The organism is Paenibacillus naphthalenovorans (assembly GCF_001465255.1).
GTDB classification, from domain to species: Bacteria; Bacillota; Bacilli; order Paenibacillales; family NBRC-103111; genus Paenibacillus_G; species Paenibacillus_G naphthalenovorans.
This window is the reverse complement of the sequence record NZ_CP013652.1, coordinates 2187370-2209711: the sequence shown is the minus strand read 5'-3', so window position 1 is coordinate 2209711 and position 22342 is coordinate 2187370. Positions and strand designations below refer to the sequence as shown.

At 51.9% G+C, this 22342-nt stretch carries 16 protein-coding genes; 14 read left to right on the top strand and 2 right to left on the bottom strand.

Annotation, left to right across the window (positions count from 1 at the left end; translation table 11 throughout):
* Positions 1-35 precede the first annotated feature (35 nt).
* The 3 genes from IJ22_RS10945 (at position 36) to IJ22_RS10935 (ending at position 4237) form a co-directional block, all read left to right on the top strand.
* Positions 36-677, top strand: coding sequence for a tetratricopeptide repeat protein (locus tag IJ22_RS10945; protein ID WP_054818305.1), 642 nt, complete (start codon positions 36-38; stop codon positions 675-677).
* 87 nt (positions 678-764) lie between these two features.
* Entirely contained in the window at positions 765-3617 is a 2853-nt protein-coding gene (dinG, locus tag IJ22_RS10940; protein WP_062408835.1) for an ATP-dependent DNA helicase DinG, read from the top strand.
* A complete protein-coding gene (locus IJ22_RS10935) occupies positions 3614-4237 on the top strand; it encodes a redox-sensing transcriptional repressor Rex (RefSeq protein WP_062408834.1) in 624 nt (207 codons plus the stop codon). Before dinG ends, IJ22_RS10935 begins: the two co-directional genes overlap by 4 nt.
* 46 nt (positions 4238-4283) lie before the next feature.
* Here the strand turns inward: IJ22_RS10935 and IJ22_RS10930 are convergent, their stop codons facing one another.
* Together IJ22_RS10930 and IJ22_RS10925 are read right to left on the bottom strand one after the other, a co-directional pair.
* A complete protein-coding gene (locus IJ22_RS10930) occupies positions 4284-5285 on the bottom strand; it encodes an inorganic phosphate transporter (RefSeq protein WP_054818306.1) in 1002 nt (333 codons plus the stop codon).
* A 51-nt stretch (positions 5286-5336) separates the two neighbouring features.
* On the bottom strand, positions 5337-5957 hold the full coding sequence (locus tag IJ22_RS10925; protein WP_054818307.1) for a DUF47 domain-containing protein: 621 nt from the start codon (positions 5955-5957) through the stop codon (positions 5337-5339).
* 273 nt (positions 5958-6230) lie between these two features.
* Between IJ22_RS10925 and IJ22_RS10920 the strand changes: the two genes are divergently transcribed.
* The 11 genes from IJ22_RS10920 to IJ22_RS10870 all read left to right on the top strand — a co-directional run bounded on the left by IJ22_RS10920 (position 6231) and on the right by IJ22_RS10870 (position 22205).
* Positions 6231-7529 (top strand): amidohydrolase, encoded by a 1299-nt coding sequence (locus tag IJ22_RS10920; RefSeq protein WP_062408833.1) that lies wholly within the window; start codon positions 6231-6233, stop codon positions 7527-7529.
* Between the two features lie 32 nt (positions 7530-7561).
* Positions 7562-8059 carry a cell wall elongation regulator TseB-like domain-containing protein gene (locus tag IJ22_RS10915; protein ID WP_062408832.1) on the top strand — a complete coding sequence of 166 codons (498 nt, stop codon included), beginning with the start codon at positions 7562-7564 and terminating at the stop codon, positions 8057-8059.
* 192 nt (positions 8060-8251) lie between these two features.
* Positions 8252-8785: a hypothetical protein gene (locus tag IJ22_RS10910; RefSeq protein WP_062408831.1), complete on the top strand. Its 534-nt coding sequence runs from the start codon at positions 8252-8254 to the stop codon at positions 8783-8785.
* On the top strand, positions 8778-10277 hold the full coding sequence (locus tag IJ22_RS10905) for an AAA family ATPase (RefSeq protein WP_062408830.1): 1500 nt from the start codon (positions 8778-8780) through the stop codon (positions 10275-10277). Before IJ22_RS10910 ends, IJ22_RS10905 begins: the two co-directional genes overlap by 8 nt.
* Positions 10278-10490: 213 nt before the next feature.
* Complete coding sequence (locus IJ22_RS10900; protein WP_235594308.1) at positions 10491-12146, top strand: N-acetylmuramoyl-L-alanine amidase family protein; 1656 nt, start codon at positions 10491-10493, stop codon at positions 12144-12146.
* A 13-nt stretch (positions 12147-12159) separates the two neighbouring features.
* On the top strand, positions 12160-12744 hold the full coding sequence (locus IJ22_RS10895) for a GerMN domain-containing protein (protein ID WP_054818309.1): 585 nt from the start codon (positions 12160-12162) through the stop codon (positions 12742-12744).
* A 46-nt stretch (positions 12745-12790) separates the two neighbouring features.
* Complete coding sequence (locus IJ22_RS10890; protein WP_062408828.1) at positions 12791-15553, top strand: S-layer homology domain-containing protein; 2763 nt, start codon at positions 12791-12793, stop codon at positions 15551-15553.
* Between the two features lie 174 nt (positions 15554-15727).
* Complete coding sequence (gene nth / locus IJ22_RS10885; protein ID WP_062408827.1) at positions 15728-16420, top strand: endonuclease III; 693 nt, start codon at positions 15728-15730, stop codon at positions 16418-16420.
* Positions 16421-16441: 21 nt separating this feature from the next.
* A complete protein-coding gene (locus IJ22_RS10880; protein WP_054818310.1) occupies positions 16442-16714 on the top strand; it encodes a hypothetical protein in 273 nt (90 codons plus the stop codon).
* Positions 16715-16772: 58 nt separating this feature from the next.
* Positions 16773-20474: a dynamin family protein gene (locus tag IJ22_RS10875; RefSeq protein ID WP_145862528.1), complete on the top strand. Its 3702-nt coding sequence runs from the start codon at positions 16773-16775 to the stop codon at positions 20472-20474.
* 315 nt (positions 20475-20789) lie between these two features.
* Positions 20790-22205, top strand: a complete 1416-nt coding sequence (locus IJ22_RS10870) for a M23 family metallopeptidase (RefSeq protein ID WP_062408826.1) — start codon at positions 20790-20792, stop codon at positions 22203-22205.
* Positions 22206-22342: the final 137 nt, after the last annotated feature.

Here is a 22342-nt window from a genome sequence, read left to right as displayed (position 1 = left end):
GTCAGCGAGAAGCGTAAAGGTGGGTGCTTAGAGAAATGTTTAAACATCTTTTTGCTTCCATGAACGAAATGCTCGATGACGTGATATCGGAATACCCGTCCTCTACAGGCAACAAACGTAAACAATTGCAGGAAAAGCTGCGGGCGCTAAAGGCGATGAGCGACAATTGCATTGAGGAATGGATGCTTTTCGAAGAAAAGCTGGGCAAGCTCATGAGTGTTCCGGGGGTTTCTTTTGGAACGGCTGACCCGCTTGATCCGGAACTTTCCGGTAAACGAACGGATTGGTTTATTCGCGGCCAGGGCTATTATAAGCTCCACATGTTTGATGATGCGATTCAAGAATTCGATAAGCTGGTCAAACACCAACCGGACTTTACCCTGGCGCGCATCTATCTTGCGATGTCTTATCTTCGCAAAGGAGAAACGAATGAAAGCTATGCGCACTTTCATTTTTTGACACAGCTCACGGAAAATATACAGATAAAGGCCATCTCTTATAATGTATTGGGGTGCATCCAAGCCGAGCAGCGCAATATGGAGAAGGCCTGCGAATTTTTCAATATGGCTTATCGTACTTATCCCGCCAGCGTTCAACCGCTGCTGGATTCGGGCGTGTGTTGCGAGAAAAAGGGCGGGCTGGAATTTGCTTTTTCCAACTCGCGGGTACCTTCTTAAACGGCAGGTTAAGTTTGCTATTCCCTTTTGCCCGTAATCTTGTTATCCTATAGAAATAGTGGGAACGAAGGGATTGACTAGCTACCAATGAAATTTGCGGTTTTGGATTTTGAAACGACCGGGAGCACGGCTTCGGATCGAATTATCCAAGTCGGGCTCTTTATTATAAACGATTATGAAATTACGGACAGGTATACTTCACTCGTCAACCCGGGCATGAGTATACCTTCTTCTATTACCTCGCTAACGGGTATTGATGACGAGATGGTGAAGAATTCACCGGACATTGAAAGTGTGATCGCGGAGATGGTGCCGTTGCTGCAGGATGCTGTGCTGGTGGGACACAATACGCCTTTTGACCTGGCGTTTCTGCAGCGGGCTTTGGATGAAAGCGGATATTTTGCATTTGACGGCAGAGTGCTGGATACGATAGATGCTCTTCGAATTCTTTATCCCGGCCTGTCCAGTCTGCAGCTATCCATGGTCAGTCATGCCTTCGGGATCAAGCACGACAGGCCGCATCAAGCCGACAGCGATGCCGAAGCTACGGCGCTCATCTGGCTTCAGTGCATGGAACGCTTTCAATCGCTTCCTCTGCTTACACTTCAGAGATTAGAATTGCTCTACGAGGACTCCGCTAACGATTTTGGCTGGTTTATTCGGGAAATGAGACAGCATAAGGAACTGCATAATCCGCTGGATACGGACTCGGACCGCTATTTCCGCCAGTTTGCCTTGAATGTGAATGATTGGGGGGCGGAGGAGCCAGAAAATGATGAGAAAATGGCGGGCGAACTGCCGGAAGACTTTGATTCGTTCTACCATCAGCTGAAGCAGGTCCTAAAGCAGCGTTTTGACGCCTATGAGGACCGGGAAGCTCAAGTTACGATGCTGAGAGAAGTGGAATCGGCTTTCGAGCAGGGCAAGCATCTTATTATTGAAGCGGGAACGGGAACCGGAAAATCGCTCGGCTATTTGATTCCTTCGCTATATTACGGTTTAAAGCAGGACAAAAAAATACTGATAAGCACCCACACGATCAACCTTCAAGAGCAGCTGCGGGAACGGGATCTGCCGTTGCTCGAAAGCTTATTTCCGGTTCATTTCAAAGCTGCCGTTTTCAAAGGCCGAAGCCATTATTTGTGCTTGCGCAAATTCGAACAAAAACTGAACTCGCTTGATTTTGAACACGGATGGGACGACCGGATCACCGCAGGTCAAATGCTGGTTTGGCTTGGGGAGACAGCGCGCGGAGATGAAGAGGAGCTTCATTTTGGAAACAAAGGCCAACAGTTCTGGCATACGGTGGCAAGCGATGCGGATTCATGCTTGAACCGTGCATGTCCCTGGTTTAAAAAATGCTTTTACCATCGTGCCCGGCATGACGCCAATACGGCGGATGTCATCATTACAAACCATTCGATGCTGTTCACGGATACGAAAGCGGAAAACCGGCTGCTGCCCGCATATAAACATTTGGTGATCGATGAGGCGCATCATTTTGAAGAAGTGGCCGGCAAGCATTTGGGCATTGACCTGCACTACCATGGCTTGATGAATACGCTGCATTGGTTATATAAAGATTCCCGGTCCGGCCAGTTGTCCTCCTTGCGCTTGCGGCTGCAGAAATTTGAGGAAGAACGGTCGCAAGGCTGGTGCGCAATGATCGATCAGGCCGTGGAGAAGCTTGTGCAACTAAAAGAGGAATGGGATCAGCTGACCGAACTGCTCTATCAACTGCTTGTTTCCGGGGGGGATGGCAGCCAAACGGAGGGCAGCTCGTTCGTGTACCGGGTGAAGAAGGACAAGCTGCCCGCCGGCTGGGACAAGCTGCTGATCTTAGAGGAGAACATGCAGCTTCATTTCAATGAAGCATTGCACCGGCTTGACCGGATGATCATGGAAATCAAAGAGGTTCAGGACGAATACGATGTGCAAAGCTCGATCACCGATTTGACCGGAACCGTGAAGGAACTGTACAGGCATCGGGATGCGCTGCATTTTTTTATGACGATGCCCGATGACAATTATGTCTACTGGCTCGAAGGCGGCATGTACAATAAGAACCGTTCGCTTCAGCTCTTCTGTGTGCCGGTAGATGTCAGCGAAATGCTGCGTCAAACCTTTTTCGGAGTGAAGGACAGCGTGATTATGACTTCAGCTACGCTTTCGGTCGGCAAATCGTTTGATTACACCTGCGAGCAGCTGGGGCTGGCTTACGGGGATCCGGACGGTAAGCTCAAAACCGTTCAGCTGCCATCGCCCTTCAATTACCGCAAGCAGGCGCTGGTCGCCATACCCCGGGATTTTCCGACGCTGCGGGGAGCCAGCGGCGAGAAGGAATTTCTGGACAAGCTGGTGCCGTCGCTGGCGGAAGTGGCGCTCGAAACGCGCGGCCGGATGCTGGTATTGTTTACATCCAACCGGATGCTCAAGGCCGCTCATGCGGGATTGAAGGACATGCTCTCTTCATTCGGAGTGACCGTACTTGGTCAAGGCGTAGACAGCAGCAACCGAAGCAAGCTGACCCGGTTATTTCAAAGCAACCCAGCCAGTGTGCTGCTTGGGACGAGCAGCTTTTGGGAAGGTGTGGACATTCCCGGCGATGCGCTCAGCTGTCTGGCGATTGTGAGGCTTCCGTTTCAGCCTCCGAATCATCCGCTTGTTGAAGCGAAGACGGAAAAGCTGAAGCAAAAGAACCAGAATCCTTTTATGAAGCTGTCCGTACCCCAGGCGGTCATTCGCTTCAAGCAAGGCTTCGGACGTCTGGTGCGAACGGCTTCGGATAAAGGAATTGTGATTATATACGACACTCGCGTTATCGATACGAACTATGGCAAGTATTTCTTATATTCGCTGCCAGGCCCGAAGATCGAGCACATGAATTCGAATCAGTTGGTACCAAGAATAAAGCAGTGGATGGGTGAAAATGCAGAATGAAAACTCCGAAAATATCCGAAGCGGTTGTTCGTCGGCTTCCGATCTATCTCCGATTTCTGAATGAACTCAGCAAGAAAAACGTACAAACGGTATCCTCTCAGGACCTGGGGCAAAAGCTGGATTTAAACCCTGCTCAAATCCGCAAGGATTTGGCCTATTTCGGAGAATTCGGGAAAAAGGGCATTGGATACGATGTGAACTATCTGATTGAAAAAATCCGGCAAATATTAAAGATCGACAAGGTGATCCCGGTTGCATTGGTCGGTGCAGGGAATCTGGGCCGGGCGTTATGCAATTATAACGCTTATCTTAAGGATAACATGAAAATTGTGGCCGTGTTCGACTCCCAAAAAACAAAAATCGGAGAATCGATCAACAATTTGAAGGTAAAACCGATGGAGGAGCTTTGCGATACGATTCAAGCGCTAAAGGTGCGGATCGGGATCATAACTGTTCCTGCCATGGAGGCGCAGCATGTGGCCAACCAGTTTGTCGAGGCAGGGGTGGAAGCCATTCTCAACTTTGCTCCGATGATTATCAAGGTGCCCAGCGGGGTTCGCGTACACCATGCGGATTTCACGACGGATCTGCAAAGTCTGGCCTATTATTTGGAGGAATAAAAGGAAGCCCGGTGCAATGATCCAGTTGCACCGGGCTTGTCTTTTTTTACGATATAAAGGGGAAAATAATTTTGTAAATCAGAAAGGCCAGCACCATGCTGATCGGGATCGTGATGACCCAGGTCATGACCATCCGGGTGACTGTGCCCCATTTGACATCATGAAATCTCAGGACTGAACCGGTACCGATAATCGATGACGAAATGACATGGGTCGTCGAAAGCGGCATCCCGAGATGGGTGGACGTTTGAATCACGATGGATGAGTTCAGGTCGGAGGCAAAGCCGTTGATCGGTTCAATCTTCAGCAGCTTTTTGCTCACGGTTTTAATGATTTTCCAGCCGCCGATCGAAGTTCCGAGCCCCATAGCGGTGGCCGCGGAAAGTTTCACCCAAAGCGGAACTTCCAAATCCGATTGGTAGCCGAGAGCAACCAATCCGAATACGATAATCCCCATGGCCTTTTGAGCGTCGTTCCCCCCGTGAGAAAAGGACAGCAGCCCGGCCGATAAAATCTGAAAGCCGCGGAAAGTACGGTTAAGCTTGGAGCGTGATTGATTGCCGCTCGCCAATATCAGTTGACGGATAATCCACATAATGATAAAGCCGGTGCCAAATGCAACGATAGGCGATAAAATGAGAATCAGTACGATTTGTTGGAATCCCGACCAGTTGACGCTGCTAAGCCCGCCTCCGGCGATGACCGCTCCGGCCAGCGATCCGATAAGCGTATGAGATGACGATGAGGGAATCCCGTAATACCACGTAAGCAGGTTCCAGATAATGGCTGATAGTAAGGCGGCGATAACAACATACATGCCGTTCTCGATCGCAGCAGGATTCGCTACGCTTCCGCCCACGGTTTTGGCAACTTCTGAAGAAAACAATGCACCTATAAAGTTCAGCACCGCTGCGTAAAATACGGCAAAACGCGGCGATAATGCCCTTGTAGATATGGAGGTTGCGATAGCGTTGGCCGTATCGTGAAAGCCGTTAATAAAGTCAAAGATCAACGCCAAGGCGACGATGATGATAAGTATAGTTAACATAATGTCCTCCTAAGCATGCTGGGGTTCCTTAGCGGCCGGCACAACGGCTGTTCAGGAATATCTCAGCACAACGCTTTCCAGAATGTTGGCTACGTCTTCGCATGCGTCGGTCGTTTGTTCCAAACGCTCGTACAGCTCTTTTAGCTTGAAATCGTGGTACGGGTCCGTTGGATTGGTGAAAATTTCACGGATGCCTTCGCGCATCAGACGGTCGGCTTCATTTTCCAGGCTGTTGATTTGAACCGTATGCTCCGTGAGCTGCATATATTTCTTTTTGGAAAGCAGCTTGAACGCATCCAGGATGTGCTGGCAGCTGGCGACGATGACCGCCGAGAATTCTCTCATATATTTGTCGGAGACGGTGATGTTCAAATAATCGAATCGTGCAATGGTAGCTTCGATCCCGTCCAGGACGTCATCAACCTTGGCGGCCAGTTCCATGATATCTTCGCGATCTATAGGTGTGATAAACACTTTGTTAAGCCCTTTGAAAATTTGATGCGTGATTTGGTCGCCTTTGTTCTCCAGTTCTTTCAACTGCGGGTAGAAGGCAGCCGGAGGCTGATCTCCCATGACGGCATTGCGAAACATTTGTGCCGCTTGCAGCGTGTTCTCCGATGCGTTAATCAGCAGGAGAAGAAAATCCGTATCATTTTTTTTAGTGAAAAGCATAGCTTTGGCCTCCCGAAATTGTTAAAAATTAATGAAGATCACATCGCGAAGATAAAAAATATGTAGAAACGTGCCGTCAATTTTTTCACAAAATTAAAAATAACACAATCGGCTGATGGAAAGCAATGAAGATTTCTTGAGTTAGGATATGAAAAATTTGTTTCTGATATGTAATGGTAAAAGTGGTTATAAGTACTAGACTCCTTGATTTTGCCGCGCTGAAGTTGTACATTGGAAACGGACTTGTAATTTGCAGGGGAAAGGAAGGGTCTAATGAAAAAAACAATCATTGAGAACGGCACTTTTATTACGATGAATGAGAAAACACCTGTCATTAACGGATATATGACAATGGAAGGTAATCGGATTACATATATAGGAGAGCAGGCTCCCTCGCCAGAGGCGACATTCGATGAGCGGATCGATGGAAACGGGAAGCTGTATATGCCCGGATTGGTCAATACGCATGGTCACGCCGCCATGTCGCTCTTGCGCGGCTATGGGGACGATTTGGCCTTGCAGGTATGGCTGCAGGAGAAAATGTGGCCTATGGAAGGAAAATTTACCGCGCACGATGTACGGACAGGGACCAAGCTTTCGGTTTTGGAAATGCTGAAGGGCGGAACGACAACATTCGTTGACATGTACGACCACATGAACGAAGTGGCGGAGGTTGCGGAGGAAAGCGGTATACGTGCTTGTCTGACCCGCGGCGTAATCGGTTTGTGCTCCCGTGAGGAGCAGGATGCCAAGCTGGAGGAAGCGATCCAATTCGCCAAATCGTGGCACGGACAAGCCGGCGGTCGGATTACGACCATGATGTCGCCGCATGCTCCTTATACATGCCCTCCAGATTATATTGAAAGAATTGTACAGGCCGCGCACGACTTGAATCTTCCGATCCATATCCATATGTCGGAAACGGCAAGAGAAGTGGAAGAAAATATAAATCAGTACGGGGCAAGACCCGTGGCTCATTTGGAGAAGCTGGGGGTATTCTCCAGGCCGACGCTTGTCGCGCATGCGGTACACCTGACAGACGAGGAAATCGCCGTCCTGAAAAACCATGACGTGCGCGTATCTCATAATCCGGGGAGCAATTTGAAGCTGGCGAGCGGAGTAGCCCGTGTGCCTGAGCTGCTGAAGGCCGGTGTTATTGTTTCGCTGGGGACGGACGGAGCGGCAAGCAATAACAACCTGGATATGCTGGAGGAAATTCGCTTAGCCGCCTTGATTCATAAGGGTGTGTCAGGGGATCCCGTAGCTGTTCCGGCTTGGGACGCATTAAAGCTCGGGACGCTGTACGGCGCCCAATCGATATGGCTTGGGGATGTAGGGGCGCTTAAGGCCGGAATGAAGGCGGATTTCATTGCGCTGGATATGCAGCAGCCTCACTATTATCCTCGGACGAATGTGATTTCTCATGTCGTTTATGCGGCGAGTTCCCGGGATGTTACCGACGTGTGCATCGACGGCCGATGGATTATCAGAAATAATGAGTGCTTGACATTGGATGAAGAAAAAATAAAATTTGAAGCGCAGCAATGTTTTGAGCGGCTAACGGCCGGTTGACGGGGACGGAATAAAGAGGAGGAGAGTCGTCGGTGAGCAAAAGCTGGAAGATCGCCGCAATTGCGGTGTTTGCGGCGGCAGTCCTATGCATCGGAATGATCATAGCCTTTCGCGCGGTGACGGAACGTGAATGGGGCATTCAGCGAATGGCGGTTCAAACAGCATATGAGAAGACCATATTGGCAAAGGCAAACAAAGTGGAACGATTTGTCGGCGACAAAACATACACCGTCATCTATGGGGAAGATAAAATCGGACAGCCGGTTTATGTGTGGGTGGCTGAAGATGAAATTCGAACCGAAATGGGATCGGCCGGTTTGAGTGCGGAACAGGCCGAAGCGTTGGTGAAGACCAAGCATCCTCAGGCGGATGTGCTCAGAGTGATGCTCGGCGTTCAAGACGGGCAGCCGGTATGGGAAGTTTTCTACAAGCTGAAACCGGAAAACGCTTCGCGGGATCAATATTTTTACGATTTTTATACATTTAAAGACGGACTGCATCGGGATACATGGAGGTTATCCATACAGTAACGGCAGGCGATGTTATACAGGCCGCGGGAGAGCAAGCTGAAGAAGCAATGCCTTTCGCGGCCTTGTGTTTTGGCTTTCTTACAGAGCATTTACGTATTTTCCACACATTGCATCGCCATCAGTATATATCATATGATATACTTCGAGTATGGCTATTATGATATACTATTTACGAAAGGAGGACGTTGATTCATGAAACTTCGTCTTTTGCCTGTTGTATTGAGTGTTCTGGTTTCAGCCTCCTTATTATTCGGCGGATATTTTGCATATCAAAGTTACGCTATGGAAAGCCCTCTTGAAAAAGTCGTGTCGGCTATTCCCGGCGTTGAACTTGAATCTATAAAATTATCGGGTAACGAAGCACAATTGGAGCTTTCGGTCGCACCGGGGACAAGTCTCCGGGAAGTGTACCACCGGGTTCAGAACGAAGGGCGTTCGACGCTCGGCAGCAAAGAGTTGAAACTCAAAGTGGTCAATCCACCGTCCGAACGGCTGGAGCAGTGGTGGTCGTCGGCGTTGTTCGAGATCGCTCAGGCGATGGAAACAAAGCAGTATGCGCAAATTCCAAAAACGCTTGAAGATCGTACGGCGAAAAGCGAAGGGATTCAAGCAACGACAGAAATGGACGATAAATTCGTATACATTACGATTACGGACGGTAAGGACAGCAAGTATGTGATGCTTCCACGGACGCCTGCCAAATTGGGAGTGTGGCCTAATGAGTAAGTACGGTAAAGAAATCGTGATTGGCGTTGTACCTGTTCTTATAGCATTTTTGTTATTTCTTGGTGTGAATATCATTCCGATCGTATTTATGGCGGCCTTTCTGGGAGCCTTTGTGTATATGACCCGAGTGCGCAACGGCATGAATGTCGGTTCCGAGCGAAAAGCAAGGAGCAGAACGCCTGCTTACATGACCTTTGATGATATCGGAGGTCAAGAACGGGCAAAGGAGGAGCTGAAGGAAGCGCTCGACTTTCTGATTCGCGCGGAGGATATTCAGCGGCTCGGCATCCGTCCGCTTAAAGGCATATTGTTGACGGGACCTCCGGGAACGGGCAAAACGTTAATGGCCAAGGCCTCGGCGCATTATACGAATTCGGTATTTATGGCGGCGTCGGGCAGTGAATTTGTAGAGATGTATGTGGGCGTCGGCGCAAGCCGGATTCGGGACCTGTTTAAAGAAGCCAGAACCCGGGCGGTAAAAGAAAACAAAAACAGCGCCATTGTCTTTATCGATGAAATCGATGTGATCGGAGGCAAGCGGGACGGCGGTCAGCATCGGGAATATGACCAGACGTTAAACCAGCTGTTGACCGAGATGGACGGGATTCATACCGATGAAACGCCGCGCGTGCTCATCATGGCCGCAACCAACCGCAAAGAAATGCTGGATCCGGCTCTGCTTCGTCCCGGACGCTTCGACCGGCACATTGAAGTCGATCTGCCGGATAAAAAGGGCCGTCTCCATATCTTAAACATCCATGCCAAAAATAAACCGCTGTCGGACAATATTGATATGGAGCTGATCGCGAGAGAGACCTTTCACTTCTCCGGAGCCCAGTTGGAGAGCGTCATGAACGAAGCGGCCATTTATGCGATGCGCGATAACGCGGATAAGATCAGCCAGGAGCATCTGTCTCTGGCGGTCGACAAAGTGATGCTCGGCGAGAAAACGGACCGCGAGTCGACAAAAGAGGAGCGGGAGCGGGTAGCCATGCACGAGCTTGGGCATGCTATTGCAGCAGAACTGGTACGTCCGGGATCGGTATCGCAAGTATCGCTAAGTCCGCGGGGCAAGGCGCTCGGGTTTGTAAGGCATAACCCTCAGCAGGATCAGTATTTGTATACCAAAGAACAAATCGAGCATCAAATCATGATTGCGCTGGGAGGTGCGGTCGCAGAAGAGATGTTCTACGGCGGCCGCAGCACGGGGTCGCGCAACGATTTCGAGCAGGCGTTGAACATGGTTCGGACCATGATGGATTCAGGACTCACAAGGCTTGGCATTATTGACAGAGACATGGTAACCAAGGAAGAGCTGATGAAGGAAAATGCGGCGATCCTGAATCAGTTGATGACAGCTACACGCAACATGCTGGAGCAGCACCGCAAAGTGTTTGAAGAATCGCTCGACATCTTGATTGCGGAGGAAGTGCTGTCCGGCAATCAGTTCAGGGAACTGCTGCAGAGGTCGATAAACCAGCAAATTGCATAGAGAATATAGAAGCAATCGATGGACCGGAGGCGTTTGGCCTCCGGTTTTTTGCGTTTTTTTATGTTTTTCTGCTTGTTTCGCCAAAAGTGCAACTTTTTTGTTTTTTCATAGTCTAATATAATGGTAGATTTCACCACCGTCTTCCTATTGCCGTCCGAAAGCAACACAATCTTTCGGCATTCTACATAGAACCAATAATATAAATTGAGGTGCATGATGAAGGTTTTCACTGCCTGGTTCACGATGTTGCTCCTGTCATTCCTGTTGCTGCCCGTTATAGGTTTGGCCGCGGCTCAGCCGATCCAATTGTTCATGAACGGCAAGCAGCTGGTCCCCGAGGTTGCCCCCCGTATCGTCAACGATAATACGATCGTGCCGATCCGGATTATCGCGGAATCGCTCGGCTCCAAGGTGTCATGGGACCCTAAATTGCGCAAGGTGTCGGTGGCCAAAGAAGGCACCAGCATCCAATTGTTTATTGACAAAAAGCAGGCGACGGTCGACGGCAAATCCTATACTCTTGAAACAGCTCCGACCATTATTGAAGGGAACACCATGCTTCCGATTCGTTTTGTAAGCGAGAATCTGGGTGTGGAAGTCACATGGGACGAGCCAACCCGCTCTGTATTCCTGTATCATAAACAAAAAGAAAGCCCTGAACCTGATCAGACCGGTTCAGAAGACGGAAAAGTCAAGGAAGAACAAGGCAAGCCGGGAAATGATGCGGCAGCGGCCGGCAATAATTCTGCGGGCAATAATAACTCTGCCGGCGGCAAAAATCCGCAAGAAAGCAAAGATAAAACAGGGGATAAGGAAGCTTCTTCAGGCGGCTCGGGCAATCCGGTAAAAGCCGGCGAGCAGCCTGTTAATCCGGGTGCGAACGCTCCCTCGCCCGGATGCGCCGTACCGCAAAGCGCCACCAGGTCATTGGCGCCTGGGGCGGCCGATGCCAACGCTCCCGCTGTTAAAGATGGAAAAGCGCCGGTTAAGGTGCAATCGATCACATTTGATGGCGAGATGCTGTGCATTCAGACGACCGGCGGTGAAGTGAAGCCTACGATGTTCAAACTGGCCGAACCGGACCGGATCGTACTGGATATCCCGGGAGCGGAGCTTGATGCGACCTTGGCGACGGTTGTCAATGAAGCCAAGGAAGGTACGGTTCCTTTAACTGAACCGCATGATATCGTGGCAAAAATTCGCTATTCTCTATTTTCAAAAGAACCGTCTACCGTTAGAATAGTAATTGATTTGCAAAAAAAATCCGAATTGATCTTATCGGATGTGCTGCCTGGCGGTCTGATCTCCGCCAAGCTCGCCAAAGGTAAAGACCGCTACCGGGTGGTCATTGATCCGGGACACGGCGGGAAGGATTCCGGTGCGGTTTCGGTGACGAACCGATTTGAAAAAGATTTGGTGCTATCTCTTGGCCATAAGGTAGCCGATCTTCTTCAGAAGGAGCCTGGCATCGAAGCAGTGATGACAAGGTCCGACGATACGTTCATTGAACTGGCGGATCGGGTAGCCAAAGCGGAAGAGTCCGAGGCCGATTTATTTATATCGATTCACGCCAATACGATTAACAAGGAATCCGTCGGAGGAACGGAAACGTTCTACTGGACGCCGCAAAGCATGGATTTTGCGAATCTGATGCACAAATCTATTGTTGAAGCAACGGGTTTTACCGACCGGAAGGTCAAACAGGAGCGGTTCTATGTGATTCGTAACACCACGATGCCGTCAGTACTCCTGGAAATCGGCTTTTTGTCCAATCCTGCGGAAGAAGCTCTGATGTATCAGGATGCATTCCAAAATCGGGTTGCCGAATCCATCGTTGCTGCCATTAAGAAGCAGTTGAATCTTGACTAAGGAGTTGGTGACCATGAATCAAAAATGGCATAAAGGATTGGCAGCCGCAGCCGTCTTCACTTTGCTGCTTTCGGGCTGTGGACAGAGTAAACCGCCCGCGCAGAACCCGGGGGCAGCAGCACCCCCTGCAACTACGGAGCAGGGCTCTCAGCAGGGGACGAATGAGCCTCCCCAGACCGCGACGCCTCAACCGAATCAGGAACAGAATAAGGAATTGAAGGTAAAGGCCTATTATACGGATGCCAATTTTGAGAAGTTGGTCGAAAAAGAAGTGACGATCAGCTTTAAACAGGATCAGGACAAGTACAAAGCGGCGCTGGAAAAGCTGGAAACGAGTCCGGACAACCAAACGCTTCCATTGTTTAAAGGCTTTACGTTCCATAAAGTGGAATTGTCAAACGGTCAGCTGACGATCGATTTGTCCATGTCTCCTGAGTCTCATTTGGGTTCAGGAGGAGAGGAAATGCTCCTGACTGCGCTGCAAAACACGCTGTTTCAGTTCACGGAGGTTCAATCGATTCAAGTGCTGGTGGACGGCAAACAAGTGGAAAGCTTGATGGGCCATATGGATCTGCCGCACCCGATCAAACGTAATTAATGCTGAAATGTGGATTACCAGATAACTGAGGGGAGCTATTGGATACATGAAGAGCAAGAAACAAAAGCAAGCACGCAGGCTGGCCGCTGCCGTACTGGCGCTCTCTCTTACGGTAAGCGGCTCGGCTTTTGCCGAGCAAACGGGGACGGGCTCCGGCACGACGGGAACATCGGCGGCCTCGACGGCAGGGAACGTTCAACGGTTCTCTGACGTGAGTCCGCAGCATTGGGCGATCAAGCATATTACGAAGCTTGCAGCCATCGGCATTATTCAAGGCTACGAAAGAGCGGAATACCGTCCCGAAAACTCCGTGTCCCAGCAGGATGTCATTGTGATGGCGATCCGGATGATGGGGCTGGAAAAGCAGGCGCTCGAAAATAAAGCAGAGACGGTGTTGCCTGTTCAGGTAAGCGATTATGCCAAGCCTTATGTTGCCTATGCCTTTGACAGAGGATTGATCCTGACGCAGGAGGAGGCCGGCGATACGTCCTCCAAGACAGCCTGGGGATCCCGCGACGCTACTCGCGAATGGGTGGCGAAGCTGATTATTCGGGCGATCGGAAAAGAAGATCTTGCAAGGCAGGAGGCGGCTTCGTCGTCTATGTTCGCGGATGCCGAGGACATGTCCGACTGGGCCAACGGGTACATTAATGCCGCTGCTGTGCTCAAGATTGTTCAAGGCTTTGAAGACAACGGATTCCATCCGCAAGGCAAAGTGACGAGGGCTCAAATGGCCACGTTCCTCAGCCGTGCGGACAAAGAATTGACCACCCGTTCCGACCGGGTGTCCATCGGTTACGTGATGGAGCTGACCGACCGCAAAATCAGCGTGCTGAATAGTCAGGGAACGACGGACAGCTACACCATCTCAACGAATACGGTCATCTATAACGCGAAGGACGACACCCGGATTCCTTTATCGTCCATTAAGCTTACCAATGAAGTTTATGTTGTACATAATCAAGGCGAAGCTTTGTATGTCGAGCTGACAGACGATCAGGAGCAGATGGAAACGTACGAAGGTACGCTTGGCCAAACCTTCCTGGATCAAATGATGGTATCGATTCAACAAGGGACGCAAAGCACTTTGTATAAGCTTGCTTCCAATGTAACGATAACGGATGCATCGGGCCGGGGGCTCAGCCTGAGCTCTATTGAACCGGGAAGCATCCTGCAGTTAAAGCGGAACATGCTGCTGAAAGAAAATGAAATCTCCCATATCATCGTGAAGCAGGTTCCGCTGAACAAAACGGCGGAAGGTACGGTACTAAGCATTAATCTGGAACAAAAGCAGGTGACGTTCCTTGAACAAACCTCGGGACAAAAGGAAACCTATTCCTTCCCGGTTCTCGCTACGGTAACGCTGCCTGACGGAACGATTTCCGACCTGTCGAAGCTGCGCGTCGGCGATACGGTGGCTTACACCATCAAGTCTAACGAGGCGGTGTCCATCACGATCCGCAAGCAGGCGGACGTTACCCAATCGGTAGAAGGCACGCTGGAAAGCCTCAGCAACGACAAGAAAATTATGACGATCAAAAAAGCCGGCGGCAGCGCGCTCGGAGCTTACTTTATTGCCGACAATGCACTCATATCGATCGACGGATTGACGAACGCCAGCCTGTACGATATTGAAACCGGCGATACGCTGAAGCTGGACCTTGTCAACGATAAAGTGGTCAAGGTCACTGTGACGAGCCGTTCGGTAAAACAGTATGTTTTTGCTTCTATTGTCGGTTATGACCCCGATAGGAAACTGCTAACGATTGAAGCCGACAACGGCGAATTCGGCGTGTTCCGGCTGACCGACTCCACGGCCGTTCGCATTGGAGATGCCACGCTTCCGGTGTCCAACTTCCAATCGATGTTCATCTCGAATGGAAACAATAAGAGAAAAATCGACCTGAAGGTATCCAAGGATAAAATCGTTCAGGTCGAAATGACGCAGTATATCGAGGGTACCGTCGCACAGATCAACAGTACAACCAATGAGATGACGATCCGGACGGTAGGCGGCCAAAATCTGACGTTCAAAGCGTATGCGAGCACCAAGGTGGAGCTGCAGAACAAAACGAACGGCACGCTGGCTGATCTGAAGGTAGGAGACTCGATCCGCGCTAATATCAACCTTGGGGATCAGACGATGATTTCAGATATCGTGATGAAAAAGGTTGGAGTGTATAAGGTGCTTTACACCACGCCGTCTACCCGTCAGGTGAGTGTGAAGGACGAGAACGGAACGCTTCTGACGTTTGTGGTGGACAGCAACGATAAGATCAGCAATCCGGGTAAATCGACGAACGCTTTCGAAGATATCCAGGTGGACGAGTATGTAAAAGCCAGCTTTAACGGTGTGACTTTGGCGAATGTCACTATTCTGAATACACTGCGCGGCAAGGTGACGGCTGTAGACGCCGCGCTGGGAACCATAACGGTGCAGGACTTCCAAGGAAACGTTCAGGTGCAGCCGCTCGGGTCTCAATTTACAATCAAGCTGAATGGGACCACATCGGCGGCGATTACCTCTTTGAAGCCGGATGACCGGGTGGAGGTGATCCGCGACGTGAACGATAAAATAACGATTCATGTTGCCACTGCCTCCAAGCGCGTCGTTTCATCGTACATGTATACGGTAAACCAGTTGATTCTGAAGCCAACAGGCAACAATGACAAAACGTCATACAGCTTCTTTGCCAAAGCTTATTTGCATAAAGGCAATCAAACCGTGGCCGCGAATGCTTTCATGGAGAATGAAGAAGTGACCATTTATGTGCTGGACGATAAAATTATCGAGATCGAAAAGCCCTAATCTTTTTTAAGCCATGATGAAACTTTTTTCGCTTATCTGCCGTCTGTGTGGTAAGGAAACCTTACTCACAGGCGGTTTTTTCGTAAAAAGTTCGCATTTTGTCGGCCCGGGTCATTGATTCGTCCTGCTCAATTCGGTAAACTGTAAGAAATGGGCGGAAAGAGGGGCGAGACGATGAAACCAACGAAGACCAGAATCATTCTTGATCAAATCGCCAAAATGTATCCCGATGCCCATTGCGAGCTTCACCATTCGAATCCATTCGAGCTGACGATCGCTGTTCTATTGTCCGCTCAATGTACGGACGAAACCGTGAACAAAGTGACCGCCACGTTGTTTCAGAAGTATAAGAGACCTGAGGATTATTTGGCCGTGCCGCTGGAGGAATTAGAGCAGGATATCCGGCGCATCGGGCTTTACCGGAACAAAGCGAAGAACATTCAAGCGCTTTGCGCGCTCCTGTTGGACAAGTATGATGGAGAAGTTCCCCGTGAGCATGAGAAGCTTGTCGAGCTTCCCGGTGTCGGGAGAAAAACGGCGAATGTCGTAGTCTCCAATGCATTTGGTGTGCCCGCGATCGCCGTCGATACTCATGTGGAGCGGGTATCCAAAAGGTTAGGGCTGGCTGGAGAAAAGGATTCCGTGCTGGAAGTGGAAAAGAAATTAATGAAAAAGGTGCCGCGTGAGGAATGGACGCAGACGCACCATCGGCTCATTTTTTTCGGGCGTTACCACTGTAAGGCGCAAAACCCGAAATGTGAGCTGTGCCCATTGCTGGAATATTGCCGAGAAGGAAAAAAACGGTTGAAAACGAAAACGAACCCGAGCAGGAAATCCATGTCAAAGGGAAAAACTGTAAAAGTGTGAATGAGAAAGGATCGGATAATAGTGAAATGCATATCGGTATATACCAGTAATTTTGAAGTGTTTTCAGATATTTATGAGAAGGTGCTCCAAACTCCGCTTCAGGAAAATGAAGAAAAGCAGGTGGACGGCGTTACCGTTTCGGAGTCCGGCAGCGTGCCGGAAAATTATCTGAACCGAATGAAGCAGCGTCCTGAGGTTGTGGTCATGAAGGTGAAGGATAAAGACATTACCATTTTGCAGCACCGCGATGTGTTCGAAATTTTTATCCCTGAGACCGAAAATATGGTACACTAAAACCGAAGCAATTCGGTTTTTTTTTCTTTCAAACAGAGGATTAGGGGTAGAGAAACGGATGAAAAGCGTAATGACTTCAGGGGAAGCCATATCGGTTCAAGAGCAAGCGGGGAATATGAATCCGGACGCAACGATGGAGGAGGCCGTCCGTCATCTTCTGACACAAGTCGAACAGGCTGGCGATCAGGAGAACGGCCGAAAATTCAAGCAGCTGCTGGCTAAAGCGGAGAGCGGCCGGCTTCATCTGGCATTCTGCGGACATTTTTCGGCGGGGAAGTCAAGTTTGATTAACAAGCTGTGCGGGCATACGCTGCTGCCTTCCAGTCCGATTCCGACAAGCGCCAATATCGTCAGTATCGTGGATGGGGAAGCCGGCGCCCAGGTCATTTATCGGCATGAATCCCTTGACGGGGACGGCGCCGCGAAAGTGGAGCAGGTGCCATTGGATGATCTGGCGGAGCACTGCCGCAACGGTGAAGCGATCGAAACGGTGGAAATCCGTTATCCGATTCCGTTTCTGAAGGGGCATGTGGCGCTTTTGGATACGCCGGGGATCGACTCTACGGACGATGCGCATCAGTTGGCTACGGAATCGGCGCTGCACTTGGCCGATGTGGTCTTTTATGTGATGGATTACAACCATGTTCAGTCGGAAATCAATCTGGCGTTTACGAAAAAGTTGACGGAGTGGGGCAAGCCGCTCTATCTGATTGTCAACATGATGGATAAACACCGTGAGCATGAAGTGCCTCTGGATGTTTATCAGGCCGGAGTGCGCGAGGCGTTCGCGAACTGGGGGGTGACCCCTGCCGGGATCGTCTATACTTCGGTGAAGATGCCGGATCATCCGGCCAGCGAGTGGAGCGAGCTGGAGAGCCTGCTCGGCCGGCTGATCGAGCTTCGGGAGCCGCTGGTGCGGCTCAGCCTTGAGAAGTCGGCGCGCGCTTTGGCGGCGGCGCATGCCGCGAAGATGGCCGAGGCGAACGAGCCGGCCAAGGAGGCGCTGCGCGCCAAGATCGCCGCGGACGAAGGGTATGAGGCCGCGCAGGAGCAAATGCGCGAAGCGAGCGCCGAGCTTGCGCGGCTGACCGCTCTGCCGCAGGAGCTGGTGGCGGCGCTGCGTAAAGACGTAACGGCGGTGCTCGAAGCCGCGAACGTCATTCCTGCTGTGACGCGGGACCTTGCGCATGTCTATTTGGACAGCCGGCGGCCGGGCTTTAAGGTAGGCTGGCTGGGCTCGGCGGCGAAGACGGCGGCGGAGCGGCAGCAGCGTCTGGCCGCGCTGCATCGCGATTTTGTATCGCAGGTGGAGACGCAGGTGGAGCGGCATGTTCAGCAGTCGGTCAAAGCGGCCTTTGAAGGCCACGGTCTGCCGGCCGGTTTAGCGGCCGAGGCGGCGGATCGGATTCATGCGGAGATCACGCCCGAATGGCTGGCCGCTCAAGTGAACGAGGCGGCTGTCTTTGGCGGAGAATACACGATGACGTATTCGAAGCAGATTGCGGCGGAGGCCAAGGCGCTCTACCGCAAGCAGGCGTTCGCTGTGGCCGACGAGCTGGCCGACGCCCTCGCGGCGGCGCTTCAGCCGCGCTTCACGGCGCTGCGCGGGCAGGTCGCCGAGCTCGACGCGCGGCTTGCCGCCTCGCGCGAGCTCGAGCGGCTCGCGCAGGCGGAGGCCGCCTACGGCGAGGCGCTGCTGGCGCAGCTCCCCGCCGCGGCGGCGCCTGCGCTGCCCGCGCCTGCGGCAGCGGCTGCGCCGCAGGCCGCTGCGCCCGCCGTGCGCGAGCCAAGCGAGTCCCTCGCCTGGCTCGCGCAGCAGGCGGGCCGCGGCCCGGCCGCCGGCGGCGCTGCGCTCGCCGCGGGCGGCCATCGCGGCCGGCTGCGCGAAGCGGCCGCGCGGCTGAACGCCGCCGCGCAGGAGCTCGACGGCTTGGCGGCGCTGCAGAGCATACGCCGCTCCTTGCAGGAGAAGGCGGAGCGGCTGGCGAACAACCGCTTCACTGTCGCGCTGTTCGGCGCCTTCAGTGCAGGCAAATCGAGCTTCGCCAACGCCTTGATCGGCGAGCGGGTGCTGCCCGTATCGCCGAACCCGACGACAGCGGCGATCAACAAGATCATGCCGCCCGATCCGGAGGCCGGCTGGCCGCACGGAACGGCCAGGGTCCGGATGAAAAGCCGCGACAGGCTGACGTCGGACTTGCTTTACTCGCTTGAAGTACTTGGAGTTCCGGCTGGTTCGCTGGCTGACGCGCTGGAGATCATCCGCCGTCTGAAGGCCGATCAGGTGCCGGGCAAAGGAAAGCCGCACTACGCTTTCCTGAAGGCGGTGGAGAAAGGCTGGGACGAGATGAGCCCGAGCCTTGGGCAGGATCTTCGCGTAACCGCCGACCAGTTCGGCGATTATGCCGCTGACGAAGCGCGGTCGTGCTTCGTCGAGCTGATCGAGCTTTATTATGCGAATCCGCTGACGGAGCAGGGCGTCGTACTGGTGGATACCCCTGGAGCGGATTCCATCAACGCCCGCCATACCGGGGTAGCTTTTGAATATATCAAAAATGCCGATGCGATTCTTTTCGTGACTTATTATAATCATGCGTTTTCCCATGCGGACAAAGAATTTCTGCTTCAGCTCGGACGGGTGAAGGACAGCTTTGAGATGGACAAAATGTTCTTCATCGTCAATGCCGCCGATCTGGCGTCTTCGGCCGAAGAACTGGAGGGGGTCGTGAACCATGTGGAAAACAACCTCCTGCAGCACGGGATTCGGCAGCCGCGGATTTACCCGCTGTCCAGCTACTATGCACTGGAAGGCAAGCTGCGTAAGGATGAGGAAACGGTCAGCCAATCCGGCATCCTCCGCTTCGAGCAGGAGTTTGTCCGTTTCACATTCGAAGAGCTGACGGAAATGGCGATTCAGGCAGGGGATGCAGATATTCGCCGCGCGGCAGAGACGCTGCAGCGGTGGATGGACAGCGCAAGGGAGGATGCGGCGGAACGAAGCCGGCAGGCGGAAGCGCTTCGTGCCTCATGGGCTGCCGGGGCTTCTCTTCTGGAGAGGCAGGACGGAGATGCGGACGCACGGGAGCTGGCAAAGGAAATTCAGGAGCTGCTCTATTACGTCAAGCAGCGGACGCAGTACCGCTTCGGCGAGTTGTTCAACCTTGCGTTCAATCCATCTGTGTTCCGCGAGGACGGGAGAGATATAAAAACGGTGCTCCAATCGGCCTGGGAAGATTTGCGCCGTATGATTTCGTTTGACTTGACGCAGGAGGTGCTCGCCACCACGCTGCGGATTGAGAACAAAATCAACAAGCTCGTCCGGCAATCGGCGGTAACGTGGGTGGCCGCCATTCAGGAAAGGGGGATCCCCTCCTTTGACGCCCCGGACTTTGAACCGATGAAGCTGCGGACTCCGGAGCTGTCGCTTTCACTGGAGGCGGAGGATATTCAAATCAAATGGCTGGCGGGCTACTATAAGAATCCCAAGCATTTTTTCGAGGGTGACGGGAAAGCCCAGCTCCGCCGGGAGCTGGAATCGAGATTAAACGGCCCGATGGACCGGTTTGTAGAAGCACAGACCGCTTTGCTGGCAGCAGCATATGAGGCCCAGCTGCGCAGCGCGACGGTTGAGCTTGCGGACCGTCTGCGTCAAGCGCTGGAGGAGCATGTCTCCGGCTTGATCGAAGCGCTTGAGATGAAGCTGGATCTGCACGAGCTGCAGGCCAAGCATGAGCGGTTGCTGAACCGCATCGGGTCATGAGCGTGAATTATTGCGGGCTGTCCATGCGTGGACAGCTTTCTTCTTTTTTGCGCCAGGGTCAAGGCATACAACGAAAAAGGGTTCCAGGCTTTGGAGAGCAAAATACGATGCGCCGAAGCAAGCGGCAGATAGTGAAAGTAAACTTCAGAAAGTCCGGCCAAACCTCCCGAATTCCCTTTCAAAAGCGGAATTTAGGGAGGTTTTTTGTTTTCTTGTCTTATCTCGGCATGAACGACATATATATGGTGAGGGTGCCAAACGATATGGCATTTATTTACATTTTCTCGTATCACCGTCTGAAGGGGGTAAAAGACATTGAAGAACCGCACGAGCGCAATGGGAAAAACGCTGGCTTTCATTCAATGGTTTACAGCCTTTGCTGTGATTATAGCTGTCGTCATTTCGGGCAGATGGTTTGTGAAGGCCCATAGCATCGTCTTGTACGATGTGTTCCTGGACGACCAATGGGTTGGCACCGTATCCGATACCGACAAGATCCGGCGGTGGAAGGCGGATCGTTATGAAGAAGCAGGGCAGCGGCACTCCTTTTACCGGTTCACGTCCAATTTGGATCGGCTTCGCTTTGAAGAGAGCACTACGCGCCGCGACGTGATCGACCTTGATGCGGTCCTGGCCGCTTTGAAGGAGAAAATCATGTTTACTTACTATGCCGTAGAGATCCGGATTGAGGGGAGAACGGCGGGGATTGTCAAGGATCCCGAGACGGCCGCCGCAATATTGGAACAGGTGAAGGCTCCTTATATGGCTTCCCAAAAGCATAAGGAGGCTTCGGTGTTGTCTGCCGGACAAGAAGGGAATACGCCCGAAGGAAGGACAACCGCCGAATTTGTACAAAGGGTGGAACTGCTGGAGACGGCCGTGACTCCCGGCAAAGTGGAGGCTTATGAGACGGTGCTGAACCGGATTGTGACCGGAGACGTTCAGCCTATGGAATATACGGTGCAGCCCGGAGATTGCATCTCCCTCATCGCACAAAGATATCGTATCCCTTCTGATCTGATTCGGGCGAATAATCCCGGTATTAAAAATGATTTGATCCGTATCGGACAAAAGCTGAATTTGAGCGTACAGCAGCCATGGCTCTCTGTAGTGACGAGAGAAACGCGAACGGAGCAAGTGAAGGTGCCGAGCGGAGTAAAATATGAAAAGGACAGCGGATTGAAATCCGGCGTGATCCAGATTGTATCTAATGGCAAGCCCGGCTTAAAGCAGGTGTCTTATCAAATCGTTCGCGTCAACGGCGAGCTGAAGGAAGAGAAGAAGATTGGCGAGCAGCTCGTGGAGGCCCCTGTGCAAAGCATCGTCCGTCAAGGAACAAAGGTGATTCCCGGAACGGGAACAGGGAAGTTCACCCTGCCGGTGCTGCGTGCCAAAGTGACCAGCGAATTTGGCCTTCGATGGGGTAAAAATCATAAAGGCACGGATTTCGTGTCCGATGAGCGCGGGATTCTGGCATCGGATAACGGCAAGGTCATTTTTGCCGGCTGGAAATCCGGCTACGGCAACTGCATTATTATTGATCACGGCAACGGGTATGAAACGCTGTACGGACACTTGAGCAAGCTGGGGGTCCGCCAGGACGAGACCGTAAAAAAGGGAGAAAAAATCGGCGTCATGGGCAGCACGGGCAACTCTACAGGCGTTCATCTGCATTTTGAAATCATCAAAAACGGCCGCCAGCAAAATCCGATGAAATATTTCAGTCTATAATGGTTCGCCCCGCAACCGGTCCGTTATTTTTGACCCGGCTTGACGGACCTTCGACGGTATTGGTTATCCCCTGCTATTCCTCCATTTTCCTCTGCAACCCTCCGACTAAACCATATACAAGCATGATACGATACACA

Excerpts from the sequence above, each read along its gene's own strand:
- IJ22_RS10935 (WP_062408834.1), top strand. The coding sequence starts at position 3,614 with ATGAAAACTCCGAAAATATCCGAAGCGGTTGTTCGTCGGCTTCCGATC.
- IJ22_RS10890 (WP_062408828.1), top strand. The coding sequence starts at position 12,791 with ATGAAGAGCAAGAAACAAAAGCAAGCACGCAGGCTGGCCGCTGCCGTA.
- IJ22_RS10905 (WP_062408830.1), top strand. The coding sequence starts at position 8,778 with ATGAGTAAGTACGGTAAAGAAATCGTGATTGGCGTTGTACCTGTTCTT.
- IJ22_RS10910 (WP_062408831.1), top strand. The coding sequence starts at position 8,252 with ATGAAACTTCGTCTTTTGCCTGTTGTATTGAGTGTTCTGGTTTCAGCC.
- IJ22_RS10925 (WP_054818307.1), bottom strand. The coding sequence starts at position 5,957 with ATGCTTTTCACTAAAAAAAATGATACGGATTTTCTTCTCCTGCTGATT.
- IJ22_RS10920 (WP_062408833.1), top strand. The coding sequence starts at position 6,231 with ATGAAAAAAACAATCATTGAGAACGGCACTTTTATTACGATGAATGAG.
- dinG (WP_062408835.1), top strand. The coding sequence starts at position 765 with ATGAAATTTGCGGTTTTGGATTTTGAAACGACCGGGAGCACGGCTTCG.
- IJ22_RS10930 (WP_054818306.1), bottom strand. The coding sequence starts at position 5,285 with ATGTTAACTATACTTATCATCATCGTCGCCTTGGCGTTGATCTTTGAC.
- IJ22_RS10945 (WP_054818305.1), top strand. The coding sequence starts at position 36 with ATGTTTAAACATCTTTTTGCTTCCATGAACGAAATGCTCGATGACGTG.
- nth (WP_062408827.1), top strand. The coding sequence starts at position 15,728 with ATGAAACCAACGAAGACCAGAATCATTCTTGATCAAATCGCCAAAATG.
- IJ22_RS10900 (WP_235594308.1), top strand. The coding sequence starts at position 10,491 with ATGATGAAGGTTTTCACTGCCTGGTTCACGATGTTGCTCCTGTCATTC.
- IJ22_RS10895 (WP_054818309.1), top strand. The coding sequence starts at position 12,160 with ATGAATCAAAAATGGCATAAAGGATTGGCAGCCGCAGCCGTCTTCACT.
- IJ22_RS10875 (WP_145862528.1), top strand. The coding sequence starts at position 16,773 with ATGAAAAGCGTAATGACTTCAGGGGAAGCCATATCGGTTCAAGAGCAA.